The sequence below is a fragment of the Yinghuangia sp. YIM S09857 genome (genome assembly GCF_051388915.1).
Lineage (GTDB): Bacteria > Actinomycetota > Actinomycetes > Streptomycetales > Streptomycetaceae > Yinghuangia.
The window spans coordinates 563082-581586 of the sequence record NZ_JBPKBH010000002.1 but is presented as its reverse complement, the minus strand read 5'-3'; the positions used below and the strand labels follow the sequence as shown (position 1 = coordinate 581586).

The following is an 18505-nucleotide window of genomic DNA, read 5'->3' as shown; positions in this document are numbered from 1 at the left end:
CGCCTCCGTCGTCTGTCTCCGTCGACCGCCTCCACGCCCCCTGGACCTGCGACCTCATCCGACCCCCGCCGCCGCCCGCAGCTCCGCCCACTTCCGCTCCGCCGCCGGTCGGCGCGACGGGATGTGTTCCGACGGCCACCCCTCGACCGGCGTGTACCGGGCCAGCAGCGTCCGTGCCAGCACCGACTTGTGGAGTTCGTCCGGGCCGTCGCCGATCGGGCCGAAGCGGGTCGACCGGTACCACGCCTCGACCGGCAGGTCCGCCGAGTAGCCCAGGGCGCCGCAGACCTGGATCGTGCGGTCCAGCACCCCGAGCACGACCTTCGACACGTGCGCCTTCACCATGCCGAGTTCGGCCCGCACCTGCCCCGGCCCGTGCCGGTCCATGCGCCACGCCGTCTGGAACGTCAGGAGCCGCGCCGCCTGGATCTCCATGTGCGACAAGGCGATGTAGTCCTGCACCATCTGGTGGCGGCCCAGCAGTTGGCCGTGCGACGTACGCGAGACCGCCCGCTCGCACATGATGTCCAGCGCCCGCTGCGCCTGCCCGAGCCACCGCATCGCGTGGTGGATCCGTCCGCCGCCGAGCCGCTGCTGCGCCAGCACGAAGCCGTCGCCGGGCGCACCGATCAGGTGGTCCCCGGGGACCCGGCAGTCCCGGAAGACGATCTCCGCGTGGTTGCCCGGACGGCCGTACTCGGCCTTCGGATGGGCCATCGTGCCGATGTCGCGCACGATCTCCATGCCCGGCGTGCCGGCCGGGACGACGAAGACCGACGCGTGCCGGTGCGGGCGGCCCTCCGGCGTCGTCTCGGCGAACACCAGCACGATGTCCGCCACCGACGCGTTGGTGATGAACCACTTGCGGCCGTTGATCACCCAGTCCTCGCCGTCGCGCACCGCAGTGGTGCCGATGACGGTCGGGTCCGCGCCCGCCAGGAACGGTTCGGTGAGGGCGAACGCGCTGGATATCTCGCCGCGCAGGTTGGGCCAGAGCCAGCGTTCCTTCTGCGCGTCCGTCGCGCCGTGCGCCAGCAGTTCCATGTTGCCGCTGTCCGGAGCCTGGACGCCGAACACCGTCATCGACATCATGCAACGCCCGATGATCTCCGACATGAGGGCGAGCTTGAGCTGGCCGAAGCCGGCCCCGCCCAGGCGGGGGTCGAGGAACGCGCCCCACAGGCCTCGCGCCTTGACCCGGTCGCGCAGGTGCTCGCGTACGACACGCCACTCGTCCGCCGGAAGGGTGTCGAACACCGGTTCCAGCGGGATCAGCTCGTCGTCGACGAACTCGCGCATCCAGGACAGGTGTTCCTCGAACTCCGGGTCGGTCTCGAAGTCCCACGCCATGCGTACCCCCTCCGGTCCGCGGCTCGCGCCGGAGAGAAATAACAGCGTAATCACAGCGTCATTGCAAGACTCGCCTGCCGTGAATGTATAGATTCATCCTGTTTGTCCAATACGAAGCCGACGACGCACCCCACACCAGGCACGACGCACGACGCACGACGACCCGAGGAGCACGGTGGCAACCGACGCGCTGCGCCAGGAGGACATCACCGTCGTCGACACCAAGACCGTGGACACCGCCGTCCGGGCCACGATGCTCGGCAACGCGATGGAGTGGTACGACTTCGGCATCTACGCCTACATGGCGGTCACCATCGGGCACGTCTTCTTCCCGTCCGGCAACGACACCGCGCAAGTGCTGTCGTCCTTCGCGACGTTCGCCGCCGCGTTCGTGGTACGCCCGCTCGGCGGCTTCTTCTTCGGCCCCCTCGGCGACCGCATCGGCCGCAAGAAGGTCCTCGCCACCACCATGCTCATGATGGCCGGCGGCACGCTCAGCATCGGCCTCATCCCGAGCTACGACACCATCGGCTTCGCCGCGCCCACGCTGCTGGTGCTGTTCCGCATGGTCCAGGGCTTCTCGGCGGGCGGCGAGTACGGCGGTGCCAGCACGTTCATCGCGGAGTACGCCCCCGACCGTCGCCGCGGCTTCTACGGCAGCTACCTGGAATTCGGCACGCTCATCGGCTACATCAGCGCGGCGGGCCTGGTCACCGTGCTCACCGCGCTGCTCGACGACGACCAGATGGAGGGCTGGGCCTGGCGCATCCCGTTCCTGCTCGCCGCGCCGATCGGCATCGTCGGGCTCTACCTGCGCCTGAAGCTGGAGGAGTCCCCGGCGTTCACCAAGGTCCTGGAGGCCCAGGCGGAGGCCGGCACCAAGGCCGACCCCGGCCCCGGTGACAAGAGCGACGCAAAACCCGAGCCCGGCGAGTCCACGACCCCCGACAAGAACCCCGACGCCGGATCCTTGCGCGAATTCCGCCGCATCTTCACCGAGCAGCGCAGGCCCATGATCCTGTGCATCGCGCTCGTCGCGGCGTACAACATCAACGACTACATGCTGCTGTCCTACATGCCGACCTACCTGTCGGACACGCTCGACTACGACGAGACCCACGGCCTCCTGCAAATCGTCGTCGTGATGGTCGTGCTGCTCGCCCTGATCCATCCGCTCGGCGGACTCACCGACCGCATCGGACGGCGGCCCGTCATCATCGCCGGGTGCGCCGGGTTCATCGTGCTGCCGCTGCCGTGCTTCGCGCTGCTCCAGGCCGGCGGTCTGGTGAGCATCTTCCTCGGCCTGATGATCCTCGGCCTGCTGCTGACCTGCTTCCTGGCCACCATGTCGGCCTCGCTGCCCGCGCTGTTCCCCACCGAGGTCCGCGCGGGCGCGCTGTCCGTGTCGTTCAACATCTCGGTGTCGGCCTTCGGCGGTACGACGCCGTTCGTCGCCGAGGCGCTGGTCAGTGTCACCGGCAACGACTACATGCCGGCGTTCTACATGATGCTCGCGGCGAGCGTCGGCATCGTGGCCGCCTGGAAGATGGACGAGACCGCGAGCAAACCGCTCATGGGCTCACCGCCGTCCGTGGCCACCCGGGAAGAGGCCAGGCAACTGGTCACGGCGGCGAAAGGCTAGGCGATGTTCGCGGCGATCGGTCGACTCGTGGTGCGGCGCGCGTGGTGGGTGGTGGCGGTGTGGGTGGTCGCGGGCACGCTCGTCGCGGTGTTCTCGCCCGGCCTCAAGACCACCACCGACCAGGCCGACTTCCTGCCCGGCTCGTACCAGTCCGTGCAGGCGCAGCGCCTCCAGAACTCCGCGTTCCCCGGCCACCACGGCGGCGCCGTCGCGGTCTTCCAGCGCGCCGACGGCACGGCGCTCACGGACGCCGACCACGCGACCGTCGCGCGCATCTCGTCCGACCTCACCGCCGCCCGCATCCCCGGCGTCGCCTCGGTGACACCCGGACCGACCTCGCCCGACCGGCTCGTGCAGGTCGCCCAGGTCGTCATCCCCAGCGCCGGGAACCCCGGGGCGGAGAGCAGCAAGGACGCGATCAGGGGGCTCCGCACGGCCCTGGCCGACGCCACCCGCGGCACCGGGCTGACCGCGGGCGTCGCGGGCCCGTCCGCGACCTCCGTCGACGAGGACGAAGCCGACGAGGACGCCGCCCGCACGGTGGCCTTCGCGACCGTCGCCATCATTCTCGCGCTGCTCCTCCTGGTGTTCCGCAGTCCCGTCGCCGCGCTGCTCCCGGTGGTGGTGATCGGCGGCGTCTACCCGGTCGTGCGGGGCCTGATCGCCTCCGTGGACGCGGCGTTCGACCTCACCACCGGCACCATCACCACGGAACTCCTCACCGTCGTGCTCTTCGGTGTCGGCACCGACTACACCGTCTTCCTGCTCTTCCGCTACCGCGAGGCGCTGCGCTCGGGCGCCGACCCGGACACCGCCGTACGCCACGCCGTCACCCGCGTGGGCGAGGCCATCGCCTCCGCCGCCGGGGTCGTCATCGTGGCCTTCGCCGCGCTGACGCTCTCCTCACTCGGCCTGCTGCGCTCCCTCGGACCCGCCCTCGCCCTCGCGGTCCTCGTCATGCTCCTCGCCGGTCTCACCCTCATCCCGGCGATCGTGTCGCTGCTCGGCACCGCGGTGTTCTGGCCGTCGCGCGCCTGGCGGCACCGGCCCGCCGGGGGAGGGGCGTTCGTCCGCCTGGGGGACGCCGTCGCCCGCCGCCCGGCCCGCTGGGCGGCGGGGTCCGCGCTGCTCATGGCCCTGCTCGCGCTGGGATCCCTGGGCTACAAACCGGACTTCGACCTCGCCGGGATGGCGACGCCTTCGGACGCCCCCTCCCAGGTCGCGACCCGCGACCTCGAAAAGGGCTTCCCGCCCGGCGTTCTCGCGCCGACCGAGGTCTACCTGACGGCGACCGGGGCGGCGGTCCCGACGCCGGCGCAGTTGGCCGCGTACGGCGAGGCGCTGCGCGTGCCCGGCGTCGTCGCGGTCGAGAAGCCGCGGATGAGCACGGACGGGCGTACCGCCGAATTCACCGTCGTGCAGGCCGACGTGCCCTCGTCCGCCGCCGCGATGTCCGTGCTGCGCGACGAACTGCGGCCCGCCGCCCGGGAGTCCGCCCCACCCGGAACGAAGGCCCTGGTCGGCGGCGCCACCGCGGTCAGCGTGGACACCAGCTCGGCGGTCGACCACGATTACGCGGTCGTCTTCCCGGTCGCCGCCGCGTGCATCCTGCTCATCCTCGGGCTCCTGCTGCGCAGCCTCGTCGCCCCCTGGCTGCTCATGCTGTCCGTCGCACTCGGATTCGGCGCGACGCTCGGCGCGAGCACCATCGTCTTCCGCCAACTCGCCGACCAGGCCGGGCTGGTCTTCGTGCTGCCGATCGTCATGTACCTGTTCGTCGTCGCGCTGGGCACCGACTACAACATCCTCATGGTGTCGCGGCTGCGCGAGGAGAGCCGGGCCGGCCGCGCACCCCGCGAGGCGACCGCGGGCGCGGTGGCCGCGAGCGGACCGGCGATCGCCTCGGCCGGGATGATCCTCACCGGCACCTTCGCGACGCTGCTCCTCGGCGGCAACGTCACCCTCGTGCAACTCGGGTTCACCCTGGCCTTCGGCATCGCCGTCACGGCGTTCGTGATGGCGCTGCTGTTCACCCCGAGCCTGACCGCGCTCGTCGGCCGCCGCGTGTGGTGGCCTGGCCGCGGCGGTCAGGCCATGTCCCACAACAGGCGGTAGTACGCCAGGCGCTCGGCATCCGGCGCGACGCCGTACGCGTCGTACAGCACACCCTCGTATCCCGGCCCGAAGTCCTCCTCAAGACTCCACGCCGCGACCGCGAGGTCCGCCCACCGGTCGGCCGTCCCGAGCGATCCGAGGTCGACGTGCGCGGTGAACGAACCGTCGCCGCCGAGCAGCGTGTTGGGGACGCACGCGTCGCCGTGGCACACCACGAGCCGGTCCACCTGCGGCGGTTCCGCGAGCCGGGCGCGCGCCTCGGCGGTGGTGAGGTGCCGGTGCCCGGCGAAGCGCTCCTCGGGCCCCTCGCCCTCGGCGATGCGCTCGTCGGCGCGCACGAGGCGGCGCGCGACGCTCCAGTCGAACGGGCAGTCCGCGACCGGCAGCGTGTCGTGCAGCCGCCGCAGCCCCGCGCCGACGGCCGCGGCCGGGACGGCCGGGTCCGCGGCCCACCGCGGGTCGACGGCGGACACCCCGGGCACCTCCCGGGTCACCAGCCAGTCCCCGTCGGCGTCCGAGCCGTGGTCGACGACGGGCGGCACGGCGGCCCAGCGCTGCGCCCAGGCCAGGCGGACGGCCTCGCCCGGCAGGTCGATCTCGGGGGTGCCGGCGGCGACCCACTTCACGTAGCGCACGCCGTCCGGCCCGCCGGCCAGGCGGAACGTCAGGCCGCCGAGCGCGTTGCGCCACACCGGGACGATCTCCGCGGCGTCGGCGGCGGTGGCGACCGCCGCGACGACCGCGGGCACTTCGACGGGACCTTCGGGGATTTCGGGTGCGGCCATGCGCCCAAGATCAACAGACGCCGCCCCGTTCGCGCAAATGCGTTTCGGGAACGGGGCGGCGTCGTGCGGATGTTCGTGCGAACTTTCGAGTAGTACGTCAGTCGGCGGCGGACTCCACCAGGGCGCGCATGAGCGGCGTCGCGTCGATCCAGGCCAGCGCGTCGGTACGGCGCTGCGGCGCGGCGTACCGGCGGATCAGCGCGGCGTGGCGCTGGAGCCAGGCCGCCGCGTTGCCGCAGTACGCCGGCGGCATCTCGGCGATCGCGATGGTGCTGCCGTCGGCGGCGACCCACACACGGTCCTGGTCGAGCAGCCACCGCCACGCGGCGGTGCCGGCGGGGCCACGGGCGATGAGCGCCCGAGCGCCCGCGCTGGTCGGACGGATCGGGCGGCCGAGCCCCGGCACGGCGTCGCCGTACCGGACGAGGTTGCGGGCGTCGAGGGTGTGCAGGGTTCGCGCGGAAATGCCGGGAGCGCCGCCGCGCTCGCCGACGTGGGTGCGGACCGCACCGGTCGAGATGCGTCCCAGCGCCCGGCGGGCGGTAGTCATGCGGACGGGAGCGGGATTCCGAGTCAGGGTCATATCGAACTCCGCTTCTGGCTACGCCGATTTGCCCTGTTCCAGTGGGCAACAGGGGCTCATGACAACCATTGTTCCAGTGAGCACCGACATCCGCCGACTTGAACTCCCAGCCCCGGCACCCGACTTGGAGCCGCGGCGGGGGAGCGGCCAGGCGCGGGCACGGAGCCGCGCGCCGACGGGGACGGGCGGGAGACGCGGGCCGTAGTGGACCTGAGGGTCGGGGGCGGCACGCACCTCGGCAGTGACCCATCCCGCCGGGGTCGGGGGCCGCGCCGACGGGGACGGGCGGGGGCCGGGAGCCGAAGTGGGCCCGAGGGTCGGGGGCGGTGCACGCCTCGGCGCGGGCGCACGGGGCCGACGGGGCGTGGTCGGCGGTGGACGCGGACCTGGGTGTCGCCGGCGATGTGTGGGATGGGGTGAGCCGGGCCCCGCGCTTCGTCGTGGACGCTCGTGGGCGGGACAGGCGCGTGCGGGGCCCGGGCGCCGGCAGAGCGGGCGGGGGCGACGCGGGCTCGGCGGCGCCCCACCTGCCGACGGCGGTGGGGTGGGAGTCCGAGGCGTTCGCGACCTTGGCGCGCGTCGCGAGGTGCGGACCGATCCCGCGCTCGACCAGAATCCGGCGCCCGTGCGCGGTCGGCCGGGCGTTACGGTGAGACACGAAGACCTCCGTTGTGCGGTGAAGCCAAGGCACCTCCACCGCCCCGGAGGTCTTCGTCGTGATCAAGACCAGCCACCGTTGGCAACGCTCGTGATCAATCCGCGCTGTCGGCCCACGTGCTCCCCGAGCGCCCAACCGTGTGACACCCCTGGGCCGCGTGAGCTTCGACGAGGTACGCGATCACGGCGTCACCTGGGCCGTGTCAGTTCACTTCCACGACTGTGGTGCCGTCGGGGGTGATGCGTACCTTCACGGTGGCGTTGGCGACCTGGGACTCCAGCGCGGTCGCTTCGGGGGTGTCTCGGCGGGTGACCGTGCCTCGGGCGGACAGGTAGCTTTCGGTCAGGGCCGTGGCCACTGCGGTTCGGCGGGGGGCCGGAAGCAGGCGCGCGGCTACTTCGGAGGCGCCGCGTACTGCCTGGGCCACGGCGTCCGGCGAGGTCGCTCGGGGGACCACCGGATCGTCGACGCATACGTAGGCGTTGTGGCCGCGCTCGTCGGCGAAGTCGACCACGCAGCCGCCGCCGAGGAGGCCCGCGGCGCCGTGGCTGAGAAGGGTGAGTACGGCGTCCGTGTCCTCGCATGCGCTGAGGTCGACCTCGCGCTCCGCCTCCGGCGCCTGGGCCAGGCCGGGCAGTGCGGACAGGCGCGCGTGCGTGTCGGCGTCCCACGTCCAGCGGTTGCTCGCGGGGTCGACGGTGCCCAGCACGCGCACCCGTACCTCGTGCGGCCCGCACGTCAGCACACGGCGCGTCAGATCGTGGCCCTCGTACGGGAATTCCGTGATGAACCCGGTGAACTCGCCGTCCTGCTCCAGCGCTTGCGCGACCCCCGGCCCCGCGACGTGCCACCACGCGCCGGACGGCACCGACCGCGGCGCCGCCGACACCCGCACCTGGCTGATGCGCCCGTGCTCGTCGAAGTCCACGTGCACCGGGTCGCCGCTGTCCAGTGTCGCCTGGACGCCGTCCCCGACCCGCCGCGTTGCCAGGCCGTGGTGCGTGAAGTAGCCCGCCACCACCGCCTCGTGCGGCACCGGCAGGAACCCGGCGCCGGTCACCAGCATGCGCGGCAGGGTGATCGCGTCGGGCTTTGCCCGCGGAACCTGCTTGTCGTCGACGACCATATACAGGCGGCCGGTCGCGTTGGCGGTGACGCCGATGTAGCCGTCCGACCCGAGCAGGCCCATCGCGGCGAACGCGATGGTCTCCGCGGCCATGCGCGGGTCGGCGAAGCCGGAGAGGTGCACGAGGTCGGTGGTGAACTCGGGGATCCCGTCGCGCTCCCCGATCGCCCGCAGGGCGCGCGCCGCCGACGTGACCTCGGGATCGCCCCAGGAGGGGTTCGCCCAGCCCCACAGCCAGGAGTCGTCACCGGTGGAGAAGCTGCCGAGGACCGAGACGGCCACCTCGCGGCCGCTCTGCCGGTACACCCGGTCGTTGAGGTTGACGCTCCACTCGCCCATGGGCATGAAGGCGTTGAACGCCTCCAGTTGCTCGCCGACCCAGGCTCCATGCGGTCCCGCGGCCCGTACGAATGCGTCCGAGAAGAAGTCGTGTCCCGTGGTCATGCGCGGTCACGTTACCGATCGGCGCCGACGAGCGCGCGGGTCGCCGTCCGACCGCGGGCACGACGCGGGCACGGCGCCGGTGCGAAGCGGGTCGAGCGGGTCCAGGCGGACCCGGGTGGAGTGCGAAGCGGTCCGACGCGGTGCCGGGAGGGCCGGCACCGCATCGGGGGTCACTGGGCGGTCAGGCGGGGTGGAGGCGGACCCGCGCTGCCCGGCCCGGCCGCACGGGTCAGCCGTTCTCCGACAGAACGCTGGACAGGACGTGCGCCAGCGGGTCGTCGCCGGTCTGCTGCATCGCGTTGGGGCTGCAAACCTGGTTGACCTGGTCGGTCAGGATGTCCTGGAGGCCGACGCCCACGCCGATGGCACCGCCGACCACGCCCTGGAGCGGGATCTTGTTCATGCCGAAGCAGTTGATGACGCCGCCCTGGATGAGCGCCATGTTCGGGCTCATGTAGCCGCTGCTGCTGCTGTTGGCGATGGACTGCTTCGACTCGTTGCCCGCCTGGAGCGCGACGTTGCCGTCGTCGTTGTTGCCCGCGAGGGCCTGCGGCGCGGCGACCGCGCTGATGCCGACGAGGGAGGTGGCGATCGCGGCAGTGGCCGACGCGCGCTTGAGGAGGTTCGCCATCAGAGGTTCTGTTCCTTACGTGTTGGGGCTGGAGGGGTACGTGCCGCCGCGGCACCCTGCCCAACACGTCGGGATACGGAATGGTTGCGGCCTTTCACCCTCGTGGTGCAGGGATCGAAGCGCCGTTCGAGCGCACAGGGGGCGCACGGGTGGCTCCGGAACACCCGATCCGGGGATACCGATTCGGGCACACCGACCCGGGCACACCAGCCGGGAACAGCGACCCCGCCCACCGATCCGGCCCCACCGATCCGATTCGGCCGGTCCGCGCGCACCGCGCACCCCCGCCCCGGCGAGCCGAAGGGGTCGGGAGCACCCGCTCCCGACCCCTTCCCGCACGAACCGGCCGCCTACGCGCCCTTCTCGTACGCCGCCACGACCTCCGCCGTCGGACCGTCCTGGAGGATCACCCCGTCGTGCAGCCAGATGACCCGCTCGCACGTGTCGCGGATCGACTTCATGCTGTGGCTCACCAGGAACACCGTGCCGGCCTCCTGCCGCAGCTCGCGGATCCGTGCCTCGCTGCGCTGCTGGAACTCGCGGTCGCCGGTGGCCAGCGCCTCGTCGATCATCAGCACGTCGTGGCTGCGCGCCGCCGCGATGGCGAACCGCAGCCGCGCCCCCTGCCCCGAGGAGTACGTGCGCATGGGCCGGTTCAGGATGCCCTTGCTCATCTTCTCCAGGCCGGAGAACTCCGCGATCGACTCGTAGCTCGCCCGCGCCTCGGCCTGCGTCATGCCCATCGCCAGACAGCCCAGGATGATGTTCCGCTCACCCGTCAGCTCGCTCATCATCGCGGCGTTGACGCCGAGCAGCGACGGCTGGCCGTGCGTGTAGATCTTGCCGCTGGTCGGCGGCAGCAGGCCCGCGACGCAGCGCAGCAGGGTGCTCTTGCCGGACCCGTTGCGCCCGATCAGGCCGATGGCCTCGCCCTTGTACGCGACGAAGCTGACGCCCTTGACCGCGTGCACCTCGGTGACGCCCGCGGCGCCCTTGCGGGTGAGGATGCGCGACAGCGCCGAGGTGGCGCTGCCCTTGCCCGCCCCCGCGCCGTGCACGCGGTAGGTGAGCTTGACGTTGTCGACGACGACGGTCGGCTCCCGCGAGGGGTCCGTCGCGGTGCTGCCGGACGGCGCCGTGCCGTCCTGTACCGCGCCGCCCTGTGCCGGGATGGTGTCAGCCACGGCCGTACCTCTCTTCCGCGCGCCAGAAGTACACGAAGCCGCCGATGCCGACGACCAGGGCCCAGCCCACGCCGAGCAGCCAGGTGTGCGCGGGGATCGTCACGTGGCTCTCGATCAGCGAGTCCCGGACCAGCTCGATGTAGACGGAGGCGGGGTTCGACTCCAGGGCGTGCCGCACCCAGCTCGGCGCGTCCTCGGTGAAGGTCGCGATGCTGTAGAACACCCCGGACACGTACAACCACGTGCGCATCAGGAACGGGATCAACTGGTTGATGTCGGTGACCGTGGCGCCGAACCGCGCGACGATCATGCTCAGCCCGATGTTGAAGACGAACTGGCAGGCCAGCGCGGGGACGACGAGCAGCCACTTGAGCGTCAGCGGCTCGCCCTTGCCGAGCACGATCGCGAACAGCACCACCATCGAGATCAGGAGCTGCTGGAGCTGCACGATGGTGAACGAGATCGGCAGGCTGGCGCGTGGGAAGTGCAGGGCGCGGATGAGGTTGAGCTGGCTGCTGATCGACCGCGCGCCCGCGAGCACCGCGGTCTGCGTGAAGCCGAACACGAAGATGCCGGTGACCAGGAACGCCACGAAGTTGTCGATGCCGCGGTCGGTCTTCAGCATCATGCCGAAGATCAGGTAGTAGATCGCGGCGTTGAGCAGCGGCGTGAGGACCTGCCACACCTGGCCGAGCCGTGCCGTGCTGTACGAGGCGCGGGTCTTGGCGTTGGCGAACGCCATGATGAAGTGGCGGCGGCCCCACAACTGGCGCATGTACTCGCGCAGGCCGGGACGGGCACCGCTGACGGTGAGGCGGTGCCGGGCGGCGTATTCGGCGAGCGTTTCGCTCGTGCCGGGGGGTGCCGGAGCGGCTGCGGGCGAGCCGGTTCCGGCAGTTGCGCTGTGAACCACGGGGAGACTTTCCGTCGAGGTTGACAAGGGTGCGAATACTGGACGAACAGGACTAAGAGGACTGGACGTACGGGACGGGGTGAGCAGGGGCCGGACGCGCGGGTCCGGCCGCCGAGGGCGTCAGATCAGCGGGGGCCGTCTGAGCCTTGTCATATGCCAGACGGTGCGCCACGAGATCGGGTTCCGCGGACCGCAGGATTCGTGCCAGCCCTCGCGGAAGCCGAGCGTCCACGCCTGGAGGCCCTCCCGGTCCGGGCGCCGCGCCGCGGTGATCACGATCCACGACGCGAGGTACGCCGGGAGGATCGGCCACGGCAGGTTCCGGCGGGCGAGCCACACGCGGTTGCGGGCGTTCATCCGGTGGTAGTGCGGGTGCCGGGCCGGGCTGGTGGCCGGGTGCTCCAGCACGACGTCCGCGCGGTAGTCGACGCTCCACCCGGCGTCGAGCGCGCGCCACGCGAGGTCGGTCTCCTCGTGGGCGTAGAAGAACTGGTCCGGCAGCCCGCCGACCTCGCGCAGCACCCGCGCGCGGATCGCGCAGGCCCCGCCGAGGAAGGTGGTGACCGCGCCGGACCGCATCGGCGCGCCGCTGCCCAGCCGCGGCACGTGCCGCCGCTGGGTGGTCTTGGTCACCGGGTCGACGATCCGGAACGTCACGATCCCGAGGTCGGGGTCGTGGGCGAACGCGGTGCGCAGGCGGTTGGCGATGCCCGGGTCGCGGATCAGCCCGTCGTCGTCCAGGAACATCACGACGTCGCAGTCCAGCGCCTCCGCGCCGACGTTGCGGCCCGCGGGGATGCCGACGTTCTCGTCCAACTCGATGACCCGCACGAAGTCCGGCAGCCCGGTCGGGGTCTTGCCGCCGTTCACCACCAGCACGACTTCGATGGGCGGGCCGTACTGGTCGGCCACCGAGTCCAGCAGCGCGGCAAGCTCCGCCGGGCGGTCGCCCATGGTCAGCACCACCGCGCCGACCCGGACGTCCGCGGGGACGGGCCCCTCGGTGCTCGGCCGCGGCGGAGGCACGGGCCGGGGTATCGCGCTCATCGCAGCCGACTCGACAGCAGGACGCTCACCAGGTGGAGCACCGTCTGGAGCAGCGCGATCGCGGCCAGCACCGCCACCGCCGCCCGGCTGAACGCGAGCCCTTCGCCGCGCACCGCGTCGGCGACGCCCGCGAGCAGCAGGACAAGAGAGGCCTCGACCGCACCGATGAGCCGGTGGAACTTGACGGACGCGGCGATCCGGCGCAGCGAGGCCGCACCCGCGGACCGCGGCACCGCGGCGCCGTCGTTGACGATCGGCAGCCCCGCGCGGGCCCGGGCACCGTCCACGAGGTCGGTCTCGGACTTGATGAGGATCGCCCCGAGCGCCGCGACCACGCCGAGGTACGCCCAGCCGTCCAGGCGCCCGCCGTCCAGGATTCCCGCGGCGTGCAGGCCCGCGCCGGTCAGCAGCGCGGCCTCGCTCAGGTAGTGGCCCACCCGGTCCAGGTAGACCCCGGTCACCGAGGTCTGCCGGCGCCAGCGCGCCACCTCGCCGTCGACGCAGTCCAGCAGCAGGTACACCTGCACGAGCACGGCCGCCACCAGCGGTCCGGCGAGGCCCGGCAGCATCAGGGACGCGCCGGCCGCGATGCCCGCCAGGATCATCAGGTACGTGAGCTGGTTGGGCGTGATGCGCGTGCCCACCAGGACCCGGGTGATCCGCACGGATATCCGCCGCATGTACAGCCGGCCCGCCCAGTGCTCGCCGCTGCGACGGTCCAGCAGCCCGGCCGGGTGAACGACCGTCCGCAGCTCAGCCACCGAAGGTATGGACATATTTCTCCACCGCGTCTGTGAGTCGGTCCGGGGGGAACGCGAGGTGTTCGAGGATCGTGTAGCGGCCGGGCCGGGTGCTCGGCGCGTACTCGACGGCTGCCGTGAACTGCCGCGCGGTGAGGCCGAGTTCCGTGGGCACCACGGGCAGCCCGTGGCGGCGCAGGGCGGCCGCCAGGGCCTCCGCCAGCGCCAGGTCGTCGCGCAGAAAGGACGCGAAGACCGCGCCCACGCCGACCTGTTCGCCGTGCAGGCCGCGCAGGTCGGGGTACAGCAGGTCCAGCGCGTGCGAGATCTCGTGGCAGGCCCCACTGCACGGGTGCGACGTGCCGGCCACCGTCATGGCCAGGCCGGACATCACCAGGCTGTCGACCAGGGCCACCAGGAAGCCGTCGTCGGCGATGCCGCCGGGCCGGTGCAGCAGCGATTCGGCGGCGGTCCTCGCGAACGCCGCCGACAACCCGTCCACCGTCTGGCCCGCGACCGCCCCGGCCAACTCCCAGTCGGCGAGTGCGGACAGGTTCGACAGGACCTCGCCGATCCCGGCGCGCACGTGGCGGGGCGGCGCGGCGCGGACCACGTCGAGGTCGACCACCAGGGCGACCGGGGCGGGCACGCCGTACGAGCCGCGTCCGGCGTCGTTGTCGAGGATGCTCACCGGGGACGCGATGCCGTCGTGCGCCAGGTTGGTCGCCACCGCGACCATCGGCAGGCCGACCCGCGCCGCCGCGTACTTCGTGGTGTCGAGGGTGCGCCCGCCGCCGATGCCCACGACGGCGTCGAACGTGCCCGTGCGCAGCCGGTCGGCCAGGTCCACCGCGGCGTTGAGGCTGCCGCCCTCGACCGGGAACCACCGCGCGCCCGGGAGTTGCGGGGCGACCCGTTCGCGCAGGCGCTCGTCCGTCCCGGCGCTGACCACCAGGGCCAGCCCGCCGTTGGCGGAGATGCGGCGTTCGGCCAGCAGGTCGGTGAGGTGTTCCAGGGCGCCCGCGCGGACGTCCACGCTGAGCGGCGCGGGCACCAGCCGTGTCAGTACCGGCACGCTATGTCCCTCGCCTTGAGCAGGTCCTCTGTGGTGTCGATCTCGGTCCACTCGGCGCCGCCGATCGACCGCACGCCGACGCGCCCGCCGCGCTCGGCGAACAATTGGAACGCGTCCTCGTAGTACTGCTGCGGGTCGGCCTCCCAGGTCGCGGCGAGCGCCGCGGTCAGCCGAGCCCCGGCGCCGGGCGCGACGAGGGTCACACCGATGTACTCGCCGACCGCCTCGGCCGGGTTCATGAGCTTGGTGATGCGTGCGAGGAGGCCGTCCGCGTCGAGGCGGACCTTCATCTCCTCCTCGGCCAGCGGCTTCGCGTCGTCCAGCGCGAGCACCAGGTCCAGGCCGCCCGTGCCGCCGTCGAGCATGGCCTGCTGCACGCCCAGCGGGTGCAGAGTGTCGCCGTTGGCCAGCAGCGCGCCCTCGTCGAGGTAGTCGCGGGCGCACCACAGCGAGTAGGCGTTGTTCCACTCCTCGGCCTTGTCGTTGTCGACCAGGTGGAGTTTGACGCCGTACGCCCGCTCCAGCGCGCCGCGCCGCTCGCGCACCGCGTCCGCGGCGTACCCGATCACCACGACCGCGTCGGTCAGGCCCGCCTTCGCGTAGTTCTCCAGCGTGAAGTCGAGCACCGACCGCTCGTCCCGGACCGGGACCAGGGCCTTGGGCAGGGTGTCGGTCCAGGGCCGCAGCCGGCGTCCCGCTCCGGCGGCCAACACGAGCCCGATCATGGTTGTTCTCCGTTCGACGGCACGCCGACGGGCGGCTGCCCGGCGTGCACGGGGGTGGACGCCGCGGGCATCCGTGCTGCGGGGTCGGCGCCGGGTGAGGGCGCCGCTGGGGGGTGGACGACCGTGTCCGACTCCAGGTCGTCGCCGACCCGGGCGCCGCGTGCCCAGAAGGCGACGCTCTCGGCCAGTGCGACGGCGGCGACGGCGCCGGCGAGGACCGCGGTGCCGGTCGCGAGCGCGGCGGAGCCCGCGGCCGCGAGGGCCGCCAAGACCAGCACGCGTCCTTCGTGGCCGCCGAGCGACCAGGTGAGCCACCGCGGCGGCGCCGCGTGCCCGCCGCGCAGCCGGTACACGATGTCGTAGTGATGGTACGCGGCCGCCGCGACCAGCCCGAACGCCGCCGGGAGCGCGTCCGCGTCCGTCCGCGCGACCAGCGCGATCACGGTGGTGTACTCGGCCGCGCGGAACAGCGGCGGCACGAGCCACATCAGCGGGCCCGCCCCGGCGATCCGCGCCGCCGCCCCGGCCGCCGCGACGTACGCCACCGCGCAGCCGACCAGCACCCCGGGCGCCGCGTCGACGGCCGCCGCGACCGGCAGCGCGAGCACGGCCAGCACCCACACCGCGCCGCGCGGGTAGTGCCGCCCGATCGCGTCGGCGAGCACCCCGCCGTCGCACAGCGAGCGCAGCCGGGCCGCGGCGCCGTCGCGGGCGCGGCCGCGGTGCGGCAGCGAGCGCAGCACGCGCCCGGCCAGCGAATAGCAGCCCGCGAAGCCGCCGGCCGCGAGCAGCACGATGAACGTGGTGCGCGGCGACGTGGTCGCGGCCAGCACCGCGATCAGCGCCCAGCGCTCGCCGATCGGCAGGATGATCATGCGGCGGGCCCATACGGTCCAGCCCACCGAGTCCAGGCGGTTCGACAGGCGGGCGCTCCCCGAGCCCTCGCCGCCCCGCTCCTCGTGGCACTCGTGGAACGCGAAGTCGAGCTGGTGCCGCACGATCTGGACGGCCATCGCGGTCGCGGCGAGCAGCCACACGTCGTCGCCCGAACGGGCCGCGCCGAGCGCGAGCCCGGCGTAGACGGCGTACTCCTTAGCCCGGTCGAACGTCGCGTCGAGCCAGGCGCCGATCTGCGAGTAGTTGACCGTGTAGCGGGCCACCTGGCCGTCCACGCAGTCCAGGACGAACGAGAAGTAGAGCGCCAGCGCGGCGGCGATGTACCCGGCCCGGGTGCCGGACGCCGCGGCCGCGGCCCCGGCGAGGGCGACGCACAGCGAGGCGACGGTGATCTGATTGGGCGTCAGGCCGCGCCGGGCGCACCAGCGGGCCAGGTACCGCGACCACGAGCTGACGAAGAAGGTGGTGAAGAAGCCGTCGCGCGCCTTGACCGCCGAGGTCAGGCGTATCGCTTCCTCGTCCACGGTGCCCAGCGCGGCCTCGGCCTCGGCACGGGCGGCGGGGGAGTCCGGCACGGCGGCGACCAGGTCGCCCAGGGGTATGCGGTGGACCTGTATGCCGGCGGCGGCCAGGCCGCCCGCGAGCTCGTCGGGCGTGGGGGCCGGAGCCCCGGGCTCCGCTTCGGCCGCGCGGGCGGCGAGCAGTGCGTCCAGCGCCCGGGCGGCGTCGCCGCGGACGCTCAGCACGCCGGGGATGTGCGCCGCGTCATAGCGGTCGTCCGCGAGGATGCGCCGCAGCGCGTGGCGGTGGGCCACCAGCCGGGCGTCGACGACCGCGACGCGCCGGTCGCCGCCCGACGCGATCCCGGACGTGGCCCCGGGCACGTCGCCGAGGCGGCCGGACACCGTGAGGCCGAGCGCGGTGAGATCGGCGGCCAACCGCGCCCCGGCTTCCGCCGGAAGCGGTGTGGCGAGGAATACCTTCGGTCTTCCGGACACCGCAGATCCTCCGGACAGAGGACACCACTCCCTAACGCGAAAGGCTCACCAAACGTGGCGCCTCAACTACGCGGCGCCTAAGACAAATCGGGCGCTTTCCGTGGCGTCCGCACTGCGTGTCGCCTGGCTTCCGGAATTGGCCATCCGTTGTTTACCATCTCTCGCAACCGAAGGACTAGTTGACGGCCGGCGGCGGCCCTCGCAAACCTGCGGAAACCCCCTTGAGACGACCGGAATCGTGCGTCCCCGCTGCGCGGTCCGGAGTCGGCAATTCCCCGATGCACGTGGCACACCGCACACGCGTGAACCAACGGCTCGGCCGGACCCGGATCCGGCCCGGCACGAGACCGGCGAGGACGACCAGGTGAGACCCCGGCACGCGCTGCGTGTGACACGAGAATCCGCCCGGATCGCCCTGGACGTACTCCCGGTCAGGTCACAGCAGTTCCTCGACCGGCGCATACGCCCCCACGTCGCCCAGGTCCGCACCACCGTCGTCGACAGCGTCGTACGCCCGGTCGCGCCCGGCGGACGGGCCCGCGCACGGCACGCCTCGCTGCTCGACGGCCACACGTTCAACCTGCACGCGGTGCTGCCCCTGGAGGAGGCCGACGGCGAGGCGGGATTCCTGTACTTCGTACGCGGCCGGGCGCACCACCGCGTACCGGTCCGCCTGCACCGCGCCGGCCGCACCGAACTCCACGCGGACACCACCGTGCCGCTCGGCCCGCTGCCCGGCGGCGTCGACCTGGAACCCGGCCGCTGGGGGCTGCGCGTGGTGGTCGCGGGGGCCGGAGGCACCGCACGCGCGTTCGACCTCGAAGGCCCGCTCGGCCCGACGACGGCCGGCGGGCCGACGCAGTCCCCGCCCGCGAGCCCGCTCACCGGTTACCGCTACCAGATACGCGTCACCCCGCTGGGACTGTGCCGCATCAGCGTCCGGCGCCCGCAGCCGCACGCCGAGATGGTGCGCCTCGAACTGCGCCCCGAGGGCGCGGTGGTGGCGTTCCGCATGGTCGGCATGACGCGGGCGCGCCCGGTGGCCGTCGAACTCGCCTGCGGCGCGGGCCTCGTCGAGGTCGTACCGACGGCGGGGGACGGGGACCTGCTGGCGTTCGCCGTGCCTTTCGACGCGATGCTGGGTGCGGCGACCGGAGGGTCCGCGCCGGGGTCTGTGGGCACGACCGGGGTCGGGACCACGACCGGGGCCGGGACCACGAGCGGGCCGGGGACCACGACCGGCCCCCCGACCGCGACGGGACCCGCGGCACCGGCCGAGCCCGGCGACGTGGCCGCGGTGGGTGCGGCCGGCGGCACGTTCGGCCCCGAACCGCCCGAAAGGGACTGGCAGATCGTCGTCCGCATGCGCGACGGCAGCCGCCTCCCGCTGGGCCGGGAGCTGGACGTCCCGCGCATGCCGCGCCGGGTGTTCCGGATGCGCACGCGCCTCGTGGCCACCGAAGGCGGCGCCCTGATCCGGGTCCGACCGCACTACAACGCCCGCCGGCAGTTCCGCCTCGCCTGCACCGCAATCCACCGCGCCCGTCCCGGAGTCACCGCGTGAAGATCCACTACCTGCTCGCCCGCGCCGA

15 protein-coding genes are annotated in these 18505 nt (G+C 72.9%); 3 read left to right on the top strand and 12 right to left on the bottom strand.

The features are described 5' to 3' along the window. Positions 1-54: 54 nt before the first annotated feature. Entirely contained in the window at positions 55-1350 is a 1296-nt protein-coding gene (locus ACRX5S_RS05785) for an acyl-CoA dehydrogenase family protein (RefSeq protein WP_436771659.1), read from the bottom strand. A gap of 175 nt (positions 1351-1525) precedes the next feature. Between ACRX5S_RS05785 and ACRX5S_RS05780 the strand changes: the two genes are divergently transcribed. Both ACRX5S_RS05780 and ACRX5S_RS05775 read left to right on the top strand, forming a co-directional pair. After that, positions 1526-2992 carry an MFS transporter gene (locus ACRX5S_RS05780; protein WP_436771658.1) on the top strand — a complete coding sequence of 489 codons (1467 nt, stop codon included), beginning with the start codon at positions 1526-1528 and terminating at the stop codon, positions 2990-2992. Positions 2993-2995: 3 nt separating this feature from the next. Continuing rightward, positions 2996-5107 (top strand): MMPL family transporter, encoded by a 2112-nt coding sequence (locus ACRX5S_RS05775; RefSeq protein WP_436771657.1) that lies wholly within the window; start codon positions 2996-2998, stop codon positions 5105-5107. On the opposite strand, the gene ACRX5S_RS05770 is transcribed toward ACRX5S_RS05775, so the two are convergent. The 11 genes from ACRX5S_RS05770 to ACRX5S_RS05720 all read right to left on the bottom strand — a co-directional run bounded on the left by ACRX5S_RS05770 (position 5080) and on the right by ACRX5S_RS05720 (position 16913). Then, positions 5080-5892, bottom strand: a complete 813-nt coding sequence (locus ACRX5S_RS05770) for a phosphotransferase (RefSeq protein WP_436771656.1) — start codon at positions 5890-5892, stop codon at positions 5080-5082. The genes ACRX5S_RS05775 and ACRX5S_RS05770 overlap by 28 nt on opposite strands. A 97-nt stretch (positions 5893-5989) precedes the next feature. Further along, positions 5990-6475 carry a hypothetical protein gene (locus ACRX5S_RS05765; protein WP_436771655.1) on the bottom strand — a complete coding sequence of 162 codons (486 nt, stop codon included), beginning with the start codon at positions 6473-6475 and terminating at the stop codon, positions 5990-5992. A gap of 860 nt (positions 6476-7335) precedes the next feature. Beyond that, positions 7336-8703, bottom strand: a complete 1368-nt coding sequence (locus tag ACRX5S_RS05760) for a DUF6882 domain-containing protein (RefSeq protein WP_436771654.1) — start codon at positions 8701-8703, stop codon at positions 7336-7338. A 229-nt stretch (positions 8704-8932) separates the two neighbouring features. Next, positions 8933-9334 (bottom strand): rodlin, encoded by a 402-nt coding sequence (locus ACRX5S_RS05755; protein WP_436771653.1) that lies wholly within the window; start codon positions 9332-9334, stop codon positions 8933-8935. 350 nt (positions 9335-9684) lie between these two features. Beyond that, positions 9685-10518: an ABC transporter ATP-binding protein gene (locus ACRX5S_RS05750; RefSeq protein WP_436771652.1), complete on the bottom strand. Its 834-nt coding sequence runs from the start codon at positions 10516-10518 to the stop codon at positions 9685-9687. After that, entirely contained in the window at positions 10511-11431 is a 921-nt protein-coding gene (locus ACRX5S_RS05745) for an ABC transporter permease (RefSeq protein WP_436771651.1), read from the bottom strand. The genes ACRX5S_RS05750 and ACRX5S_RS05745 overlap by 8 nt, the downstream gene beginning before the upstream one ends. Positions 11432-11551: 120 nt before the next feature. After that, a complete protein-coding gene (locus ACRX5S_RS05740) occupies positions 11552-12478 on the bottom strand; it encodes a glycosyltransferase family 2 protein (protein ID WP_436771650.1) in 927 nt (308 codons plus the stop codon). Continuing rightward, complete coding sequence (locus ACRX5S_RS05735) at positions 12475-13254, bottom strand: CDP-alcohol phosphatidyltransferase family protein (protein WP_436771649.1); 780 nt, start codon at positions 13252-13254, stop codon at positions 12475-12477. The genes ACRX5S_RS05740 and ACRX5S_RS05735 overlap by 4 nt, the downstream gene beginning before the upstream one ends. Beyond that, positions 13232-14293, bottom strand: coding sequence for an iron-containing alcohol dehydrogenase family protein (locus ACRX5S_RS05730; RefSeq protein WP_436771648.1), 1062 nt, complete (start codon positions 14291-14293; stop codon positions 13232-13234). Before ACRX5S_RS05730 ends, ACRX5S_RS05735 begins: the two co-directional genes overlap by 23 nt. Continuing rightward, positions 14281-15018 carry a sugar phosphate nucleotidyltransferase gene (locus tag ACRX5S_RS05725; RefSeq protein ID WP_436771647.1) on the bottom strand — a complete coding sequence of 246 codons (738 nt, stop codon included), beginning with the start codon at positions 15016-15018 and terminating at the stop codon, positions 14281-14283. The genes ACRX5S_RS05730 and ACRX5S_RS05725 overlap by 13 nt, the downstream gene beginning before the upstream one ends. Beyond that, the gene (locus ACRX5S_RS05720; protein ID WP_436771646.1) at positions 15015-16913 is read right to left on the bottom strand and encodes a DUF5941 domain-containing protein; all 1899 of its coding nucleotides are present in this window, start codon (positions 16911-16913) and stop codon (positions 15015-15017) included. Before ACRX5S_RS05720 ends, ACRX5S_RS05725 begins: the two co-directional genes overlap by 4 nt. A 388-nt stretch (positions 16914-17301) precedes the next feature. Between ACRX5S_RS05720 and ACRX5S_RS05715 the strand changes: the two genes are divergently transcribed. Then, entirely contained in the window at positions 17302-18477 is a 1176-nt protein-coding gene (locus ACRX5S_RS05715) for a hypothetical protein (RefSeq protein ID WP_436771645.1), read from the top strand. Positions 18478-18505 lie beyond the last annotated feature (28 nt).